This window comes from Ralstonia sp. AU12-08 (assembly GCF_000442475.1).
GTDB lineage: Bacteria > Pseudomonadota > Gammaproteobacteria > Burkholderiales > Burkholderiaceae > Ralstonia > Ralstonia insidiosa.
This window is the reverse complement of sequence record NZ_ASZV01000046.1, coordinates 188882-203476: the sequence shown is the minus strand read 5'-3', so window position 1 is coordinate 203476 and position 14595 is coordinate 188882. Positions and strand designations below refer to the sequence as shown.

Below are 14595 nucleotides of genomic sequence, written 5' to 3'. Positions count from 1 at the left end.
GTTAAGGATCGAAAAAAGCGCGCGAGCAGCGCGGCGCCCTTCAGGACGAGGGCTCTGGCGACAGCTCGGTGCGTGGCGGTTGGATCTTGGTCTCGGGCTGGTAGGCATACCAGCGCGGATAATGCTTGCGGACCACCTCGCCCTCGAAGTGCAGGGCATGGCAGCCGTGGAGTTGGTAAGGCGGCTTTTCGCCGGGCTCGATCGGTCGGAGGTCGTTGGAGTTGTCGCGCACCGGAAAGACATCGCCCGCAAACGCCTGGATGGCGGCAGTCGGCAGCACGCCGCACAGCTCTGTCAGGTGCGTACAGCCCGCCACGCCACCAAGTCTCTCACGCGAGGCCTTTCGAAAACCCTTCATCAGGTTCAGGCCGATGAGCTTGCGGTAGGCCGGGCCGATGGTGTCGCAATGTGTGGGATACGGCACCCAGTCGGAGCACGCTTCGGCGTCGACGACGTTCATGCGGGTGTCGATGGTCACGCGCAGCCACAGGTCGTGCAGCGGCTGGCCTTCGGGACGGACGCCGCCGCTGGCCAGCGGGATATCGCGGGGCTTGGTGTCGGTCAGGCGCGCTTCGATGTCCCACAGGCCGTCTTCCCGCAAATAGGCCTCCACCGTGATGGCACGGCGGTGGCGCATGACGCGCGGGACGGGAGCAGACAGAGGCATGGACCAGACAGACCGATAGGACCGATGGAGGCGGCGCACGCGGATCTCGCGCATCGCCTACGGGACGTATGCAGCAGCGCATCAGCCGCCACACACGAACACAACCCGTCCTGCAACCGAAGTAGAGGACGGTATCAAAGACTCGGATTTTAACACGTCGTTACGACTGTACTGCGTCGTATGCTGCAATGCGGTGCTGGATGGGTTGCAACGACCAGATAAGGTGCAACCCGCCGCACTTGCACGCAAACGGATTGTCTGCGGAGATTGTTGTGAAATCGCCGACGTTCAGAGGGATTCGTCACTGTCATCCAGCAATTCATCCGCACCAGCGATGATGCGCGACACAACCGAGCGGGAGAACCCGCGCGCCATCATGAAGCGCACCTGCTTGGCACGCTCGGCCAGATCAGCCGGTGGGCGGCCGAAGCGCTTATCCCAGAGTGCCTTGGCCCGCGCCACCTCGGTACTCTGCAGTTGGGCCTTCACCTCGCCCAGCGTTTCTTCGCCGAGCTGGTGGGTTTTCAGTTCCTGCATCAGCCGGGCGGTACCGTAGCGGCTCGCCCGGCGGTGCACCACGCTTTCAGCGAAGCGTGCATTGGACAGCCAGCTCTCGCCTTCCAGCCAGTCCAGCAGCGCATCCACTTCCTCCGCAGATTCCGCATGCGGTGCCAGCTTGCGGCGCAGTTCGGTACGACTGTGCTCCCGCCGGGACAGATAGCCCAGCGCGCGGGCCTTGAGTGACAGCGGTTGACGCGGCAACGGCATGTGGCTTCACACCCCAAAGAAAAACGCCCACCGTTGGGGAACGGCAGGCGTATGAAGCTCGATAGAGCCGCCGATCTGCGCCGGCGGCCAACCCAATTACTCTTCCTCGACCTCGACTGCGGCCGCCACGACAGCACTCATTGGCGTCACGCCCAGTGCTTCGCGAACCTTGTTCTCGATGTCACGGGCCAGGTCGGGGTTCTCGCGCAGGTACTCGCGGCAGTTGTCACGGCCCTGGCCGATGCGCTCGCCGCCGTAGCTGTACCAGGCGCCGGACTTCTCGACGATCTTGGCTTCCACGCCCAGATCGATGATTTCACCCTCGCGCGACACGCCCTGGCCGTAGAGGATGTCGAAAATGGCTTCGCGGAACGGCGGCGCCACCTTGTTCTTGACGACCTTGACCTTGGTTTCGTTGCCGACCACGTCATCGCCCTTCTTGATCGAGCCGATGCGGCGGATGTCCAGACGCACGGAGGCGTAGAACTTCAGCGCATTCCCGCCCGTGGTGGTTTCCGGCGAGCCGAACATCACACCAATCTTCATCCGGATCTGGTTGATGAAGATGACCATACAGTTGGTCTTCTTGATGGTGCCGGTCAGCTTGCGCAGTGCTTGGCTCATCAGGCGGGCTTGCAGGCCGGGCAGCGCGTCGCCCATTTCGCCTTCGATTTCCGCCTTCGGCACCAGCGCGGCCACCGAGTCGATGACGATCAGGTCGACCGAACCCGAGCGCACCAGCGCGTCGGCAATTTCCAGGGCCTGTTCACCGGTGTCGGGCTGGGAGATCAGCAGGTCCGGCACGCTCACGCCAATCTTGTCAGCGTAAGTGACGTCCAGTGCATGTTCTGCGTCAATGAACGCGCAGGTGCCGCCCAGCTTCTGCATTTCGGCAACCACCTGCAGCGTCAGTGTGGTCTTGCCCGACGATTCCGGACCGTAGATTTCAATCACGCGGCCGCGCGGCAGGCCACCAACGCCCAGTGCCACGTCCAGCCCCAGCGAGCCCGTGGACACGACCTGGACCGGCTCCACCTCGGCATCGCCCATCTTCATGATGGAGCCCTTGCCGAACTGCTTTTCGATCTGCGCGAGCGCGGCAGCCAGCGCCTTCTGCTTTTCTGCGCTCATCGTGGCTGCCTTCTTGCCGTCTTCCATGGTCGTCCTTCGTGCGATTTGGTGTATAAATGGGCCGCAAGGGCCGATGATTCCTGCGTTTGTTCGCAACAGCAGATCCGCTGCACGGCCTGACGCTGGAACCAATCTTGATACTTTAGCGCCGCCAAGACTACAGCACCGCGAGTTCGGAGTACTGTATAAAAAACCAGTGGTTTTGACAAGCCTCCAGCGCAGCGATTGCGCAACAACACGCGTGAAAATAATGTAGCGGGCGGGATGGGCAGGCCAGACACCCTGCTCAGCATCGCGGGGAGACACGCATGCGCATCCTGATAGCCGAAGACGACGCCACCCTGGCCGACGGTTTGACCCGTTCGCTGCGCCAGGCCGGCTATGCCGTCGACCGGGCCGAAGACGGGGCCGCCGCTGATGCGGCGCTTGCCACGCAAACGGCCCAGACCTATGACCTCCTGATCCTCGACGTGGGGCTGCCGCGCCTGTCAGGGCTGGAGGTGCTCAGACGCCTGCGCTCGCGCGGGGCCATGCTGCCGGTGCTGATCCTGACCGCCGCAGATAGCGTGGAAGACCGCGTCAAGGGCCTGGATCTGGGCGCCGACGACTACATGGCCAAGCCCTTCGCCCTGTCTGAACTGGAGGCACGCGTGCGTGCGCTGGTCCGGCGCGGCACGGGCGGCGGCGCCACGCTTGTCCGGCATGGCCCACTGGCGTTCGATCAGGTCGGCCGTATTGCCTATATCCATGACCAGATGATCGACCTGTCGGCGCGTGAGATCGGGCTGCTGGAAATCCTGCTGGCGCGCGTGGGCCGGCTGGTGTCGAAGGAGCAACTGGTCGACCACCTGTGCGGCTGGGGCGAGGAGGTCAGCAACAACGCCATCGAGGTGTACGTCCACCGCCTGCGCAAGAAGATCGAGGTGGAGGGCATCCGCATTGCCACCGTGCGCGGGTTGGGCTATTGCCTGGAGCGCGCTGCCGCCCCCGCCACCTCAGCCACCGCCCATGGCTGATCGGCTGGCTTGGCCGTGGCGTCGCCACCGGATACCGCGCGCACCGCGCCCCGGCGTTGCCCCCCAGGCTGACGACCGCGACCTCGCCGATACCCTCCCCCATCTCGAAGACGACGCCACCGGGCCCGTCGCCCGATCGCTGTTTGGCGAGATTCTCGACTGGATGCTCGCGCCGCTGCTGCTGCTCTGGCCAATGAGCATTGCGGTGACGTACCTCGTGGCCAAGTCGATTGCGAATGCGCCGTACGACCGCGCGCTGGAATCGAGTGCCATCGTGCTCAGCCAGCAACTGCGCGAAGTGAATGGGCGCGTGACGCTGCAATTGCCGATCTCCGCGCGTGAGATCCTGCGCGCGGATGAGACCGACAACATCTACTACCAGGTGCTGGGCGAGAGCGGCGAGTTCGTCTCGGGCGATCGCGACCTGCCGCTGCCGCCCGAAGAAGACGCCAATGCCGGCAGCCTCGTGCAATTGCGCGACGACCATATCCACGGCGCAGAAATTCGCGTGGCGTATACATTTGTGCAGCGCCCCGGCATGACTGGCGGCAAACCCGCGCTGGTGCAAGTGGCGGAAACGCTCGACAAGCGTGCGCAATTGGCCAACGAAATCATCAAGGGCGTGATCCTGCCGCAGTTCGTGATCCTGCCGCTGGCGGTCATCCTGGTGTGGTTCGGGCTCACGCGCGGGCTGGCGCCGCTCAATGCGATTCAGGAGCGCATTCGCGCGCGCAACCCGGGCGATACCAGCCCCATTGACGAAGGCGCCGCACCTCAAGAGCTGACACCGCTGGTGGCATCGTTCAATGACCTGCTTGGGCGGCTGGAGCAATCCGTGCAGACGCAGAAACGCTTCATAGCCGATGCCGCGCATCAGATGAAAACGCCGCTGGCCGGCCTGCGCATGCAAGCCGAGTTGGCCCAGCGCGAGCAGTCGCCCGACGAGTTGCGCCGCACGCTCGCCCACATCGCCGACAGCTCGGACCGCACGGCGCACCTCGTCAAGCAACTGCTCTCGCTGGCGCGCATGGAGAACATGGGCGCGACCGATGGGCTGGTGCCGCTCGACATCTGTGCGCTGTCGCGGCAGGTGGTGGCCGACTGGCTGCAGAAGGCATGGGCCAAGCAGATCGACCTCGGCTTCGAAGAGCCCGGGCCGCCGGTCATGACGTCCGGCAACGCGACGATGCTGGCCGAGATGCTCAACAACCTGCTCGACAACGCCATCCGCTACACGCCTGACGGCGGCCATGTCACGGTGCGCGTGACCACGGCACCGTTCGAGCCATTCGTCTTCATTGACGTTGACGACACCGGCCCCGGCATCCCCGTGGCGGAACGTGAACGCGTGATGCAGCGCTTCTATCGCATTCTCGGCACGCAGGCCGAGGGCAGCGGGCTGGGCCTGGCCATCGTGCGTGAGATCGTGCAGCAGCACGGCGGTGACATCGAGGTGCTCGACAACGTCTACCAGGCATCGCCACGCCTGGCGGGCGCGCGCTTTCGCATCACGCTGCATCGCAGCGCACCCGATGGGGACACCACCACATGAGCATCACGCCCGGAACACCCGCACGCCGACGCTGGGTCGCCAACATGCGCTGGATCGCCGCGCTGTTGGGGGTGTGGTTTGTCGTCACCTATGTGGTGGCGTTCTTCGCGCGCGATCTGTCGATGCGCGTCTTCGGTTGGCCGTTCGCTTACTGGGTGGCGGGCCAGGGCGCACCCATCGTCTACGTGCTGATCACCGTGCTGTATGCATGGCGCACCAACCGCGCTGCGGATGCTGCATCGCAGGATGACGAGGCATCGCAGCACGAAGCCACTGAACCCACTCCCCCGCCCTCCATTTGATGCGCTGAAGCAGCGAATTGCGCTGCAACGCAACGCGCACATCCTCGTGTATACCCCGACGAAATTGCCCTGTTGACAGGGTGTTCGTGTCAGAACGCAGTAAGTTTCGCTTTCCACAATCGTTCACAATTCCGCGGGCGAATGCTTTGCGTTGTCGTGTCCATGCCCAGCGGGACGACCTACGAAAACAGGAGACAACATGGCAACCGTGCAAAGTGCACCGAACGCGCCCGCCGGGCGTGTCCAGCCTGCGCCCATGACGAAGGAGGAGAAGAAGGTCATCTTCGCCTCGTCGCTCGGGACGGTGTTCGAGTGGTACGACTTCTATCTCTACGGCTCGCTGGCGGCGATCATCGCCAAGCAGTTCTTCTCGGGCCTCGATCCAACGGCGGGTTTCATCTTTGCACTGCTGGCCTTTGCCGCCGGCTTCCTGGTGCGCCCGTTCGGCGCGCTGGTGTTCGGCCGCCTGGGCGACATGATCGGCCGCAAGTACACGTTCTTGGTCACCATCGTGATCATGGGCACGTCGACGTTCATCGTCGGCTTGCTGCCTTCTTACGGCACGATTGGTGTGGCCGCGCCGATCATCCTGATCGCGCTGCGCATGCTGCAGGGCCTGGCGCTGGGCGGTGAGTACGGTGGTGCCGCCACGTATGTGGCCGAGCACGCGCCGCACGGCCGCCGCGGTGCCTACACGTCGTGGATCCAGACCACGGCGACACTGGGCCTGTTCCTGTCGCTGGTCGTCATCCTGGTGGTGCGCGAGCTGACCGGCAAGTCGTTCGACGATTGGGGCTGGCGTATCCCGTTCCTGGTGTCGATCCTGCTGCTGGCAACGTCGGTGTACATCCGCCTGTCGATGAGCGAATCGCCGGCGTTCCAGAAGATGAAGGCTGAGGGCAAGACCTCCAAGGCCCCGCTGACGGAAGCCTTCGGCCAATGGCGCAACCTGAAGATCGTGATCCTGGCGCTGATCGGCCTGACCGCCGGCCAGGCTGTCGTGTGGTACACGGGCCAGTTCTACGCGCTGTTCTTCCTCACGCAGGTGCTGAAGGTGGACGCGTTCACGGCCAACGTGCTGATTGCCGTGGCGCTGGCCATCGGCACGCCGTTCTTCGTGTTCTTCGGCTCGCTGTCGGACCGCATCGGTCGCAAGAAGATCATCATGGCCGGCTGCCTGCTGGCGGTGCTGACCTACTTCCCGCTGTTCAAGGCGCTCACGCACTACGCCAACCCGGCGCTGGAGCGTGCCCAGCAGACCGCGCAGATCACCATCACGGTCGACCCGAAGGAGTGCTCGTTCCAGGGCAGCCCGATCGCCCGCGAGGTGGATTTCCGCTCGTCGTGCGACATCGCCAAGCGCACGCTGGCGCAATCGTCGGCCAGCTACGAAACAGTGGAAGGCCCCGCCGGCACCGTCGCCTCGGTCACGATCGCAGGCAAGCAGATCGCCTCGCTCAACGCCAGCCGCACAGCAGACGGCCAGAGCTTCGACGCCGAGAGCAAAGCGAAGATCGCCGACTTCAAGAAGCAGGTGAGCGAGTCGCTCAAAGCCGCCAACTACCCGACCAAGGCCGATCCGGCGCAGATGAACACGGTCATGGTGCTGGTGATCCTGGTGATCCTGGTGATCTACGTGACCATGGTCTACGGCCCGATCGCGGCGATGCTGGTGGAAATGTTCCCCACACGCATCCGCTACTCGTCGATGTCGTTGCCGTATCACATCGGTAACGGCTGGTTCGGGGGGCTGCTGCCGACCATCTCGTTCGCCCTGGTGGCGCAGAACGGCAATATCTACCACGGCCTGTGGTACCCGATCTGGATCGCGGCCATCACCTTCGTGATCGGCGTGCTGTTCGTACGGGAAACCAAGGACGTGGACATCTACAAGAACGACTGAGCAACATGACGAATCAAGGGGCTTGACAGATTCGCTGAAGGCTGTAGAATCTCGTTTCTTCGGCGAATTAGCTCAGTCGGTTAGAGCGACGGAATCATAATCCGCAGGTCCGGGGTTCGAGTCCCTGATTCGCCACCATCTTCAAGAAGGCTCTGCAATCAACAGGTTGCAGAGCCTTTTTCTCGTCCGGCAGATCACTTGGTTGGGCATCCCCACGCGCAAGTTGCCGGCTGTACAAGTCACGCCGCGGCGCGTACGACTTGCGCATCATTCGCATCCATTTGATGGCATAAAAAAAGCACCCCTTGAGGTGCTTTTTTTGACGCTGACTTCTGCCCGGAAAATTTTTGGATGATCTCGAAAAGAAGCCCTGCGATGCGGTCAATTCGTTTTTGAAATGACACCCGTCATATACTCATTCAGATCACGAAAATCTTTAACCGTCCACGTGAATGGAGCCAGCTTGACGCCATTCTCTCGCAATGTCTTCGGAATTAGATCCCCGTTTGGCCGGAGTATGACGGACGACACAATGACACCCGGATAATCGGTTAAGCGCTTCTTGAACGCACGCGTTGTGAGATCCGGCGTGGGAGGGACGCTTTTATTGGCCAGAGGTCCTGTGCCTTTGATATCGACTCCGTGGCACATCGCGCATCGCTTCAAGAAGATTCGCTCCCCATTGATAGCATCCGCAAAGGACATCGATGGTGCTAGAAGTAGCAGCAACAATGCGGTGATGAAACTTTCCTTGGCTTTCATACGTTCCGTCTTTCCAATGGGATCCGTTCAGATCAGCGCTTCGTGTTATGAGAACGACTGCAGCAGTCCCATCATCCTCAAGCTCAAGCTTTTGCAGGTGGACCGCCAGTTTAGGGCGAATACGAGACGCTATTCTCGCCTCTTTTTTATCAATCGACCGACATTTTTCGGACCGAATTGTTGATGAAAGATCGGGGTTTTGTCAAATTAGGAAACGCCCCCCGATTCGCCGCTGGATGCAAAAAAAGGCCGCTATTCCTTGCGTAATAGCGGCCTTTTGTTTGTCTGCGCACCAGCGCGGCACGCCTTACTGCAGCGCCAGGCTCTCCAGCACGAAGTCTTTGATATCGCGCCGCGTTTCTTCGGGCATCCGAGAGAACTCCAGACCGTAGACGAAGCGCTCGCCGTCCTGCCGGCGGTTGCGCACTTCGACGAATACGGTGATGGGCCGCACACGGTGCTCGATGGCCAGATCGACCCTGAGCCGCGCGGTGCGACCCACGATCAGGAAATCCTCCTTGGCCGACACGCCTGCGCCCATGGTGCTGACGTTCTCGACCACCACGTCAACAGCGGCACGCTGATACTCGCCCGAAGACAACTCGCCCGAGAACGTGGTGGTCACGCGCTGCTGCCTGCGCACAAGCGCCTGCGCAACGGCCTCTGGATAGCGCAGGAAGTAGCAACCCAACGGACCTGCCGCTTCCGGCAGCAAATCCGTCAAAAACTTGAACAGCCGTGATCCGGTAAAAAGCCTGGCTTGATAAGTCACGCCCGCCTTCAGTGTCGGTGCGCCGTCTTCGGCCACGCATTGCACGATCAGCGCCTGCCCGGGGATCACGCCCACCAATTCCACGGGCGGCGGCGCGTCGTTGCCATCGTCTGTTGTCAGGTGGAAGAACTCCACCTTTTGCGTCAGGTTCGGTAGCGTGGAAGACTTGCCGAGTGGCGGGTCGACATGATTGCCTGATGCGGCCGCTTCGGCATCCTCCGCACCTTCTGCCGCTGACACACGCTTCTCGGCGGCCGACGCATGTTCAGGCTTCAGCCCAAACCTTCCCGCATGTGTCGTGTTGCGCCGATAGCCGAGGCGATACAGCCGCTGCAGCAGAATCTCGGACGTGACCACCTGCCCCTTCTGGAGAAGCAGGGTGCCGTCGGCGTTGTAGATGGCGAAGTCGATGGGCCTTTCAAGCCGGAGATCGCCGGAAGCGAGCTTGATGAGCATGGTGGTTCTTGGCGAGGGTTGCGCGCAGCTGCGTGGCCGCGAGGAGTGTGCCGCGCGCATCGTCCGGGTGCGATACCCCTCGCGCAGGGGACGCGACCACAGGCCGCATGGAATGGGCGGGCTCCCGTGTTTAACGGCACATCCGGGCCGAACTTTGACGAGTGAAGCTTGCTGCACCCATCGTGGTGGCGACAAAAACAACTAAGCCCCGCATCAGAGGGGGCTTTTGCCGTGTCGACTGCGCGTCTACCCCGCCAGCGCGGTGGCTTGCGCGGGCGCCAATGCAGATGCCGCAACCCCCAGCACCCAATCCGTCGTCAACGCAGGTTGCGTGACGGGCAGCATGTGGCCGCCGGCCACGATACGCAGGTTCACACGGTCAAGCTTCTGCTTGAGTGCTTCGCCCTGGCGTTTGTAGTGGAGGATGCGATCTCCCTTGCCGTACAGCACATCCACTGGCACCGTCATCGACGCATAGCGACGCTCCATGTCCGGCAGATCCTGCGGCGCCGACACCAGATCGGACGACGCCGCATAGAACACGTGCGGACGCAGCCCCAGCAGGCCACCGCCCTTGAACGGGAAATTCTGCGGCATGGATTCGGGGGCAAACACGGCCTCGACTGCCTTGCGCGAATTGATGATCGACACGGGAATCGCCAGCGTCCATGACACCAGCCGGCGCACCAGCGGTGACGGCAGCACCAGGCCGTTGAACGCGCCCGGCGGCGTGCTCTCCGCATGCGTGAGCGGTGCAATCAAGGCAAGCCGGCGAATGACTTGCGGGTGGTTGAGCCCGACCGCCAGCGCAATCGCGCCACCCAGCGAATGCCCCACCAGCACAGGCTTGTCGAGCCCGAGCTTTTCAATGCACCGCGCGATCGTGCGCGCCTGCGCATAGACGTTGGCTGGAGACGCGTCACCACGCAATGAGCGCCCCGACCCCGGCCGGTCGATCAAGATCACGCGATGCGATTGCGTCAGCCGTTCCAGTTCGAGATAGGCGAAGTTGCGCAGGTTGCCACACAGGCCGTGCACGAACACGATGGCTGGGCCGCTGCCCTGATCGACGTAGTGCACGCGGTCGCCATCGACATCGATGAACTTGCCTTCCGGCGGAAACCCCTTGGTCACGCGGCGCGCGGTCAAGAACGTGAACGCCACCAGTACGGCGATCACCGCAATCAGGATGGCGACGACAGTCAGGATGGTGCTGGTCACAGTGCCCCCGGAGTGGTTTAGGCGGTTTGCTGGGCGCTGACCGGCTGGCCGCGGCGCTCGAACTGCATCGCATGATCGGCAAGCGCCCCGAACTTGAGCATCATCAGGTCGCGTGCGTAGTTCTGATACGACTTCCACGGCTGCTTGGTGCCCTGCTTGGGCAGGATGCCCGCCGCACGCTGGATGTAGCCCGACGTCAGGTCGACAGCGGGTTCGCGGCTCATCGCCTCATCGTCGAGCCGGGGCACGCAGACATCGTAGCCGTTGGCCTGCATATGGTTGAGCAGCCGGCACACGTACTGCGCAATCAGTTCGGCCTTGAGCGTCCACGAGGCATTCGTATAGCCGAACGACGACGCAAGGTTCGGAATGCCGCTGTACATCATGCCCTTGTACGACACCGTCTGCGACAGGTCGACAGGGCGCCCGTCGACAGTCACGGCCGCGCCGCCCAGCACCTTGAGCTTGAGCCCGGTGGCGGTGACAACCACGTCGGCGTCAAGATGCTCACCACCCTTGAGCTGCAGGCCGGTCGGCGTGAAATGTTCGATCTCGTCGGTGGCGATGGAGGCACGGCCCGAGCGGATCGTCTTGAACAGATCGCCATCGGGCACCAGGCACAGGCGCTGGTCCCACGGGTTGTAGCGCGGCGTGAGGTGCCGGTGCACATCGAAATCTGGCCCGATCTGCTTGCCAGCCATACGGATGATGAAGTCCTTGACCGCCTTGGGTTTGCGGCGCGCAAGGCCGTAAAAGTACATCGTCAGCAGCACGTTCTTGGTACGCACGAGCCGGTGCGCAAGCCCCGCCGGCAACCAGCGGCGCAACGTGTTGGCCACGGCGTCCTGCTCCGGGCGCGACACGATGTACGTGGGCGAGCGTTGCAACATGGTCACGTGCTGCGCGGTCTCGGCCATTGCCGGCACCAGCGTGACCGCGGTTGCGCCGCTGCCGATCACCACCACGCGCTTGCCGGCGTAGTCCAGGTCTTCCGGCCAATGCTGCGGATGGACGATGCGCCCCTGGAACTGCTCCATCTGCGCCCAAGCGGGTGCGTGGCCCTCTTCGTAGTCGTAGTAGCCGCTGCACATGTAGAGGAACTTGCATGTGTAGTGCAGCTCTTCCTGCCGATCGCCGTTGGTGCGTTGCACGCGCACCGTCCAATGCGCAGCGGCCGAATCCCAACTGGCACCCGTGACCTTGTGCTGGTACCGGATCGTCTTGTCGATACCGAACACGCGCGCCGTGTCCTGGATGTAATCGAGGATGGTCTGGCCGTCGGAGATGGCCTTGTCGCTATGCCACGGGCGGAAGCTGTAGCCAAGCGTGAACATGTCGGAGTCGGAGCGGATGCCGGGGTAGCGGAACAGATCCCACGTGCCGCCCATCGTCGCGCGGCCCTCCAGGATGGCGAACCGGGCCGACGGACAACGCTCGCGCAGGTGGTAAGCCGCGCCCACGCCAGACAGGCCGGCACCGACGATCAGCACATCGAACTCCGTATCCGATCCTGCCGCCCGGCTGCGGGGCGGTTGCGCGGCGGCTGCCCTTTCGATCGTCGTCTCCATGTGCCCTCCTTGTTCTTGGTTGTCCGGCGGCTTCGCGACGGGCTTGGCAAACCCGCCTTAAATTTGGTGTACGTTGTCACCACTTTAATTTTGACGCGTCCTGACGTCAAATAGCGAAATGGAGAAAACATTTGAAACGGTCAAGAAGGGCCGCCCGTACGGCGGAGTGGCGCCAGAAGCACGCGCAGCAGAGCGCCGCGAAGCGCTGATCCGCGCCGGTACGTGCGTCTTCGGCACGGTGGGCTTCCGCAAAGCAACGGTGCGGGCGATCTGCCAGGAGGCCAAGCTGAACGATCGCTACTTCTACGCGGCGTTCGACAGCACCGAAGCGCTGCTGCGGGCGACCTACCAGCAACATGCCGAAGACCTGCGCGCGCAGGTGTCACAAGCCACAGCCGCCGTGGACGGCACGCTGGAAGCGCGCGTCGACGCCGGCCTGCACGCGTTCTTCACCTTCTTGCGTGACCCGTGTGCAGCGCGCGTGCTGCTGCTGGAAGTGATGGGCGTGAGCCCGGAAACGGACGCGACCTACCAGCGCAACCTGCTGGAGTTCGGCAAACAGATCATGGCGAATGCGCAGCCGCCCGGCGCCGACGATGCCGACCTGCGCGCCGATCACCGCATCCTCGGCCTGGCGCTCGTGGGCGCCATGACCAATGTGGGCGCGGCCTGGCTGCTGACCGGGTATCGGGACCCGGAAGAGAAGATGGTGCGCAACTGCCGGCAGGTACTGCTCGGCACGTTGCAGGCCATGACGGCACGCTAGCGGCCCCGCCCCAAGCACCCACCGCAGCCGTCCACCTATGCGTCGGACGGCTCCCACGCAAGCACCAGTTGCAGCAGGCCGGGAAACCTCGCGTCAAGATCCTCGGTACGCACGCGGCTGCGTCGCTCCAGCCCGTATTGCCGCTGGCGCAGCACGCCGGCTTCCCGCAGCGCCTTGAAATGGTGGGTCAGCGACGACTTCGGCCGATCGAAGCCGAACCAGCCGCACGGGTGGTCGTACGCCTCGGATTCCAACATCAGCTTGCGCACGATGGTCAGGCGCAATGGGTCTGCCAGCGCGCCAAAGATGGCGTCCAACTGCAAATCCGCCACGGCCGGTTCCGGCAGCGGCTCGGGAAGGTCAGCCGACTCAGCGGTTGCCTTGGGCAAAGAGGTACGTTTCATCCGTGTCACTGTATCACTTGTACGAGTTTTATCGAACTAATATATAGTTCGAGAAAATTCGTACAAGGACCCGTATCGTGTCGTCCCCCTCCATCGCCGTTCCTTCCTGCGGCACACCCGCCCGCATCACCACCGATATGTGGCGTGCCGCCGGGATGATCACCGCCGTCTTCATGCTGTCCAACTCACCAACGCCGCTCTATGTGGTCTGGCAGCGCGCGCTGGGCTTTTCGTCGGGCACGCTGACCGTCATCTTTGCGCTGTACATCGCCGGGCTGCTGGGCACGCTGTTGGTGGCCGGCCAGTTGTCTGACCGCTTTGGGCGCAAGCCGATGCTGCTACCGGGCATTGCAGCCGCGTTAGTCGCGTGCGGGTTGTTTGCCTGCGCCTCGTCCACCGCCATGCTTGCGGTGGCCCGGTTGCTGACCGGCATTGCGGTGGGCGTCATCGTGTCGGCGGGGATGGCATCGGTGGCAGACCTGGGCGGCAGCGCACGCAAGCGTGATGCCGCGCTGCTGGCTTCGGTGGCAATGGTGCTCGGCGCTGGCCTCGAGCCGCTGCTGGCTGGTGGCGCCGGACAAGTGCTCACGCATCCGGTCATGACCGTGTTTGGCTTCGAGGCCGTGGTGCTGCTCACCGTCTTTGTGATCGTGTGGCGGTTGCCGCTGGCCCGGCCAGCCAAGCCGCATGGCAGTGAACCTGCAGCGCTACATCTGCCGTCGGTGCCCGCGCAGAATCGCCGCCATGTCGCCAGCGGCATCGGTGTCTTCGGCCCCGGTATTACCGCGACGTCGTTCGTGCTGGCGCTGGGGCCATCCCTGCTTGCACGCCTGCTTGAGGTGCGCAGCCCGCTGGTGGCCGGCGGCATGGCATGCGCGATGTTTCTGACCGCAACCGGCGTCCAGTTTGCCGTGCGGCGCCATTCGGTGCGGACAGTGTTCCTGGCAGGCACGGCTGCGACCACGCTGTCGATGGGCGCGCTGTGTGCAGCGGTGCATGCGTCATCGGCACCCTTTCTGGTGATCGCTGCGCTGCTGGCGGGGGCGGGGCAAGGTCTCGGCCAACTTGGCGGATTGACGCTCATCAGCCTGCACGTGCCGGACACGCGCAGGGCTGAGGCCAATGCCGTCATGAACCTCGGCGGCTATCTGCCTGCGGGGTTGTTGCCCGTGATGACCGGCTATGCAATCGATGCGTTTGGCCTGGCGACCGGTGCCACCGCCTTTGCCGTGACGCTGGCGCTCATCGCGCTCGGCTCAGGCAGCCTGGTCTTCCGATCGCTGGCACGCAGTGGCAACTGAGTCGAT

14 protein-coding genes and 1 tRNA gene are annotated in these 14595 nt (G+C 63.4%); 7 read left to right on the top strand and 8 right to left on the bottom strand.

Going from position 1 to position 14595, the window contains the following annotated elements:
- Window positions 1–40: 40 nt before the first annotated feature.
- The 3 genes from C404_RS51260 to recA all read right to left on the bottom strand — a co-directional run bounded on the left by C404_RS51260 (window position 41) and on the right by recA (window position 2593).
- The gene (locus C404_RS51260) at window positions 41–667 is read right to left on the bottom strand and encodes a DUF2889 domain-containing protein (protein WP_031329879.1); all 627 of its coding nucleotides are present in this window, start codon (window positions 665–667) and stop codon (window positions 41–43) included.
- Between the two features lie 288 nt (window positions 668–955).
- Window positions 956–1435, bottom strand: a complete 480-nt coding sequence (gene recX, locus C404_RS51255; RefSeq protein ID WP_021196604.1) for a recombination regulator RecX — start codon at window positions 1433–1435, stop codon at window positions 956–958.
- A gap of 96 nt (window positions 1436–1531) precedes the next feature.
- Window positions 1532–2593, bottom strand: coding sequence for a recombinase RecA (gene recA / locus C404_RS51250; protein ID WP_021196603.1), 1062 nt, complete (start codon window positions 2591–2593; stop codon window positions 1532–1534).
- Window positions 2594–2874: 281 nt separating this feature from the next.
- On the opposite strand from recA, the gene C404_RS51245 reads away from it, so the two are divergent.
- The 5 genes from C404_RS51245 (at window position 2875) to C404_RS51225 (ending at window position 7477) form a co-directional block, all read left to right on the top strand.
- Window positions 2875–3582, top strand: a complete 708-nt coding sequence (locus tag C404_RS51245; protein ID WP_021196602.1) for a response regulator — start codon at window positions 2875–2877, stop codon at window positions 3580–3582.
- Complete coding sequence (locus C404_RS51240; RefSeq protein ID WP_021196601.1) at window positions 3575–5134, top strand: sensor histidine kinase; 1560 nt, start codon at window positions 3575–3577, stop codon at window positions 5132–5134. Before C404_RS51245 ends, C404_RS51240 begins: the two co-directional genes overlap by 8 nt.
- Window positions 5131–5436: a DUF4212 domain-containing protein gene (locus C404_RS51235; RefSeq protein WP_021196600.1), complete on the top strand. Its 306-nt coding sequence runs from the start codon at window positions 5131–5133 to the stop codon at window positions 5434–5436. The genes C404_RS51240 and C404_RS51235 overlap by 4 nt, the downstream gene beginning before the upstream one ends.
- Window positions 5437–5635: 199 nt before the next feature.
- Window positions 5636–7339 carry an MFS transporter gene (locus C404_RS51230; protein WP_021196599.1) on the top strand — a complete coding sequence of 568 codons (1704 nt, stop codon included), beginning with the start codon at window positions 5636–5638 and terminating at the stop codon, window positions 7337–7339.
- Window positions 7340–7400: 61 nt separating this feature from the next.
- Window positions 7401–7477, top strand: a tRNA-Met gene (locus tag C404_RS51225).
- Window positions 7478–7720: 243 nt separating this feature from the next.
- Here C404_RS51225 and C404_RS51220 read toward each other — a convergent pair.
- From C404_RS51220 to C404_RS51205, 4 genes are all read right to left on the bottom strand, one after another.
- Window positions 7721–8101 carry a c-type cytochrome gene (locus C404_RS51220; RefSeq protein ID WP_021196598.1) on the bottom strand — a complete coding sequence of 127 codons (381 nt, stop codon included), beginning with the start codon at window positions 8099–8101 and terminating at the stop codon, window positions 7721–7723.
- A gap of 307 nt (window positions 8102–8408) precedes the next feature.
- Window positions 8409–9329 carry a PilZ domain-containing protein gene (locus tag C404_RS51215; protein WP_021196597.1) on the bottom strand — a complete coding sequence of 307 codons (921 nt, stop codon included), beginning with the start codon at window positions 9327–9329 and terminating at the stop codon, window positions 8409–8411.
- 246 nt (window positions 9330–9575) lie between these two features.
- Window positions 9576–10550, bottom strand: coding sequence for an alpha/beta fold hydrolase (locus C404_RS51210; protein WP_021196596.1), 975 nt, complete (start codon window positions 10548–10550; stop codon window positions 9576–9578).
- Between the two features lie 17 nt (window positions 10551–10567).
- Window positions 10568–12118, bottom strand: a complete 1551-nt coding sequence (locus C404_RS51205; protein WP_021196595.1) for a flavin-containing monooxygenase — start codon at window positions 12116–12118, stop codon at window positions 10568–10570.
- A 118-nt stretch (window positions 12119–12236) separates the two neighbouring features.
- Between C404_RS51205 and C404_RS51200 the strand changes: the two genes are divergently transcribed.
- Window positions 12237–12884 (top strand): TetR/AcrR family transcriptional regulator, encoded by a 648-nt coding sequence (locus tag C404_RS51200; RefSeq protein WP_021196594.1) that lies wholly within the window; start codon window positions 12237–12239, stop codon window positions 12882–12884.
- 35 nt (window positions 12885–12919) lie between these two features.
- On the opposite strand, the gene C404_RS51195 is transcribed toward C404_RS51200, so the two are convergent.
- Window positions 12920–13288, bottom strand: a complete 369-nt coding sequence (locus C404_RS51195; protein ID WP_031329876.1) for an ArsR/SmtB family transcription factor — start codon at window positions 13286–13288, stop codon at window positions 12920–12922.
- 77 nt (window positions 13289–13365) lie between these two features.
- Between C404_RS51195 and C404_RS51190 the strand changes: the two genes are divergently transcribed.
- Window positions 13366–14589, top strand: coding sequence for an MFS transporter (locus tag C404_RS51190; protein ID WP_200863714.1), 1224 nt, complete (start codon window positions 13366–13368; stop codon window positions 14587–14589).
- Window positions 14590–14595 lie beyond the last annotated feature (6 nt).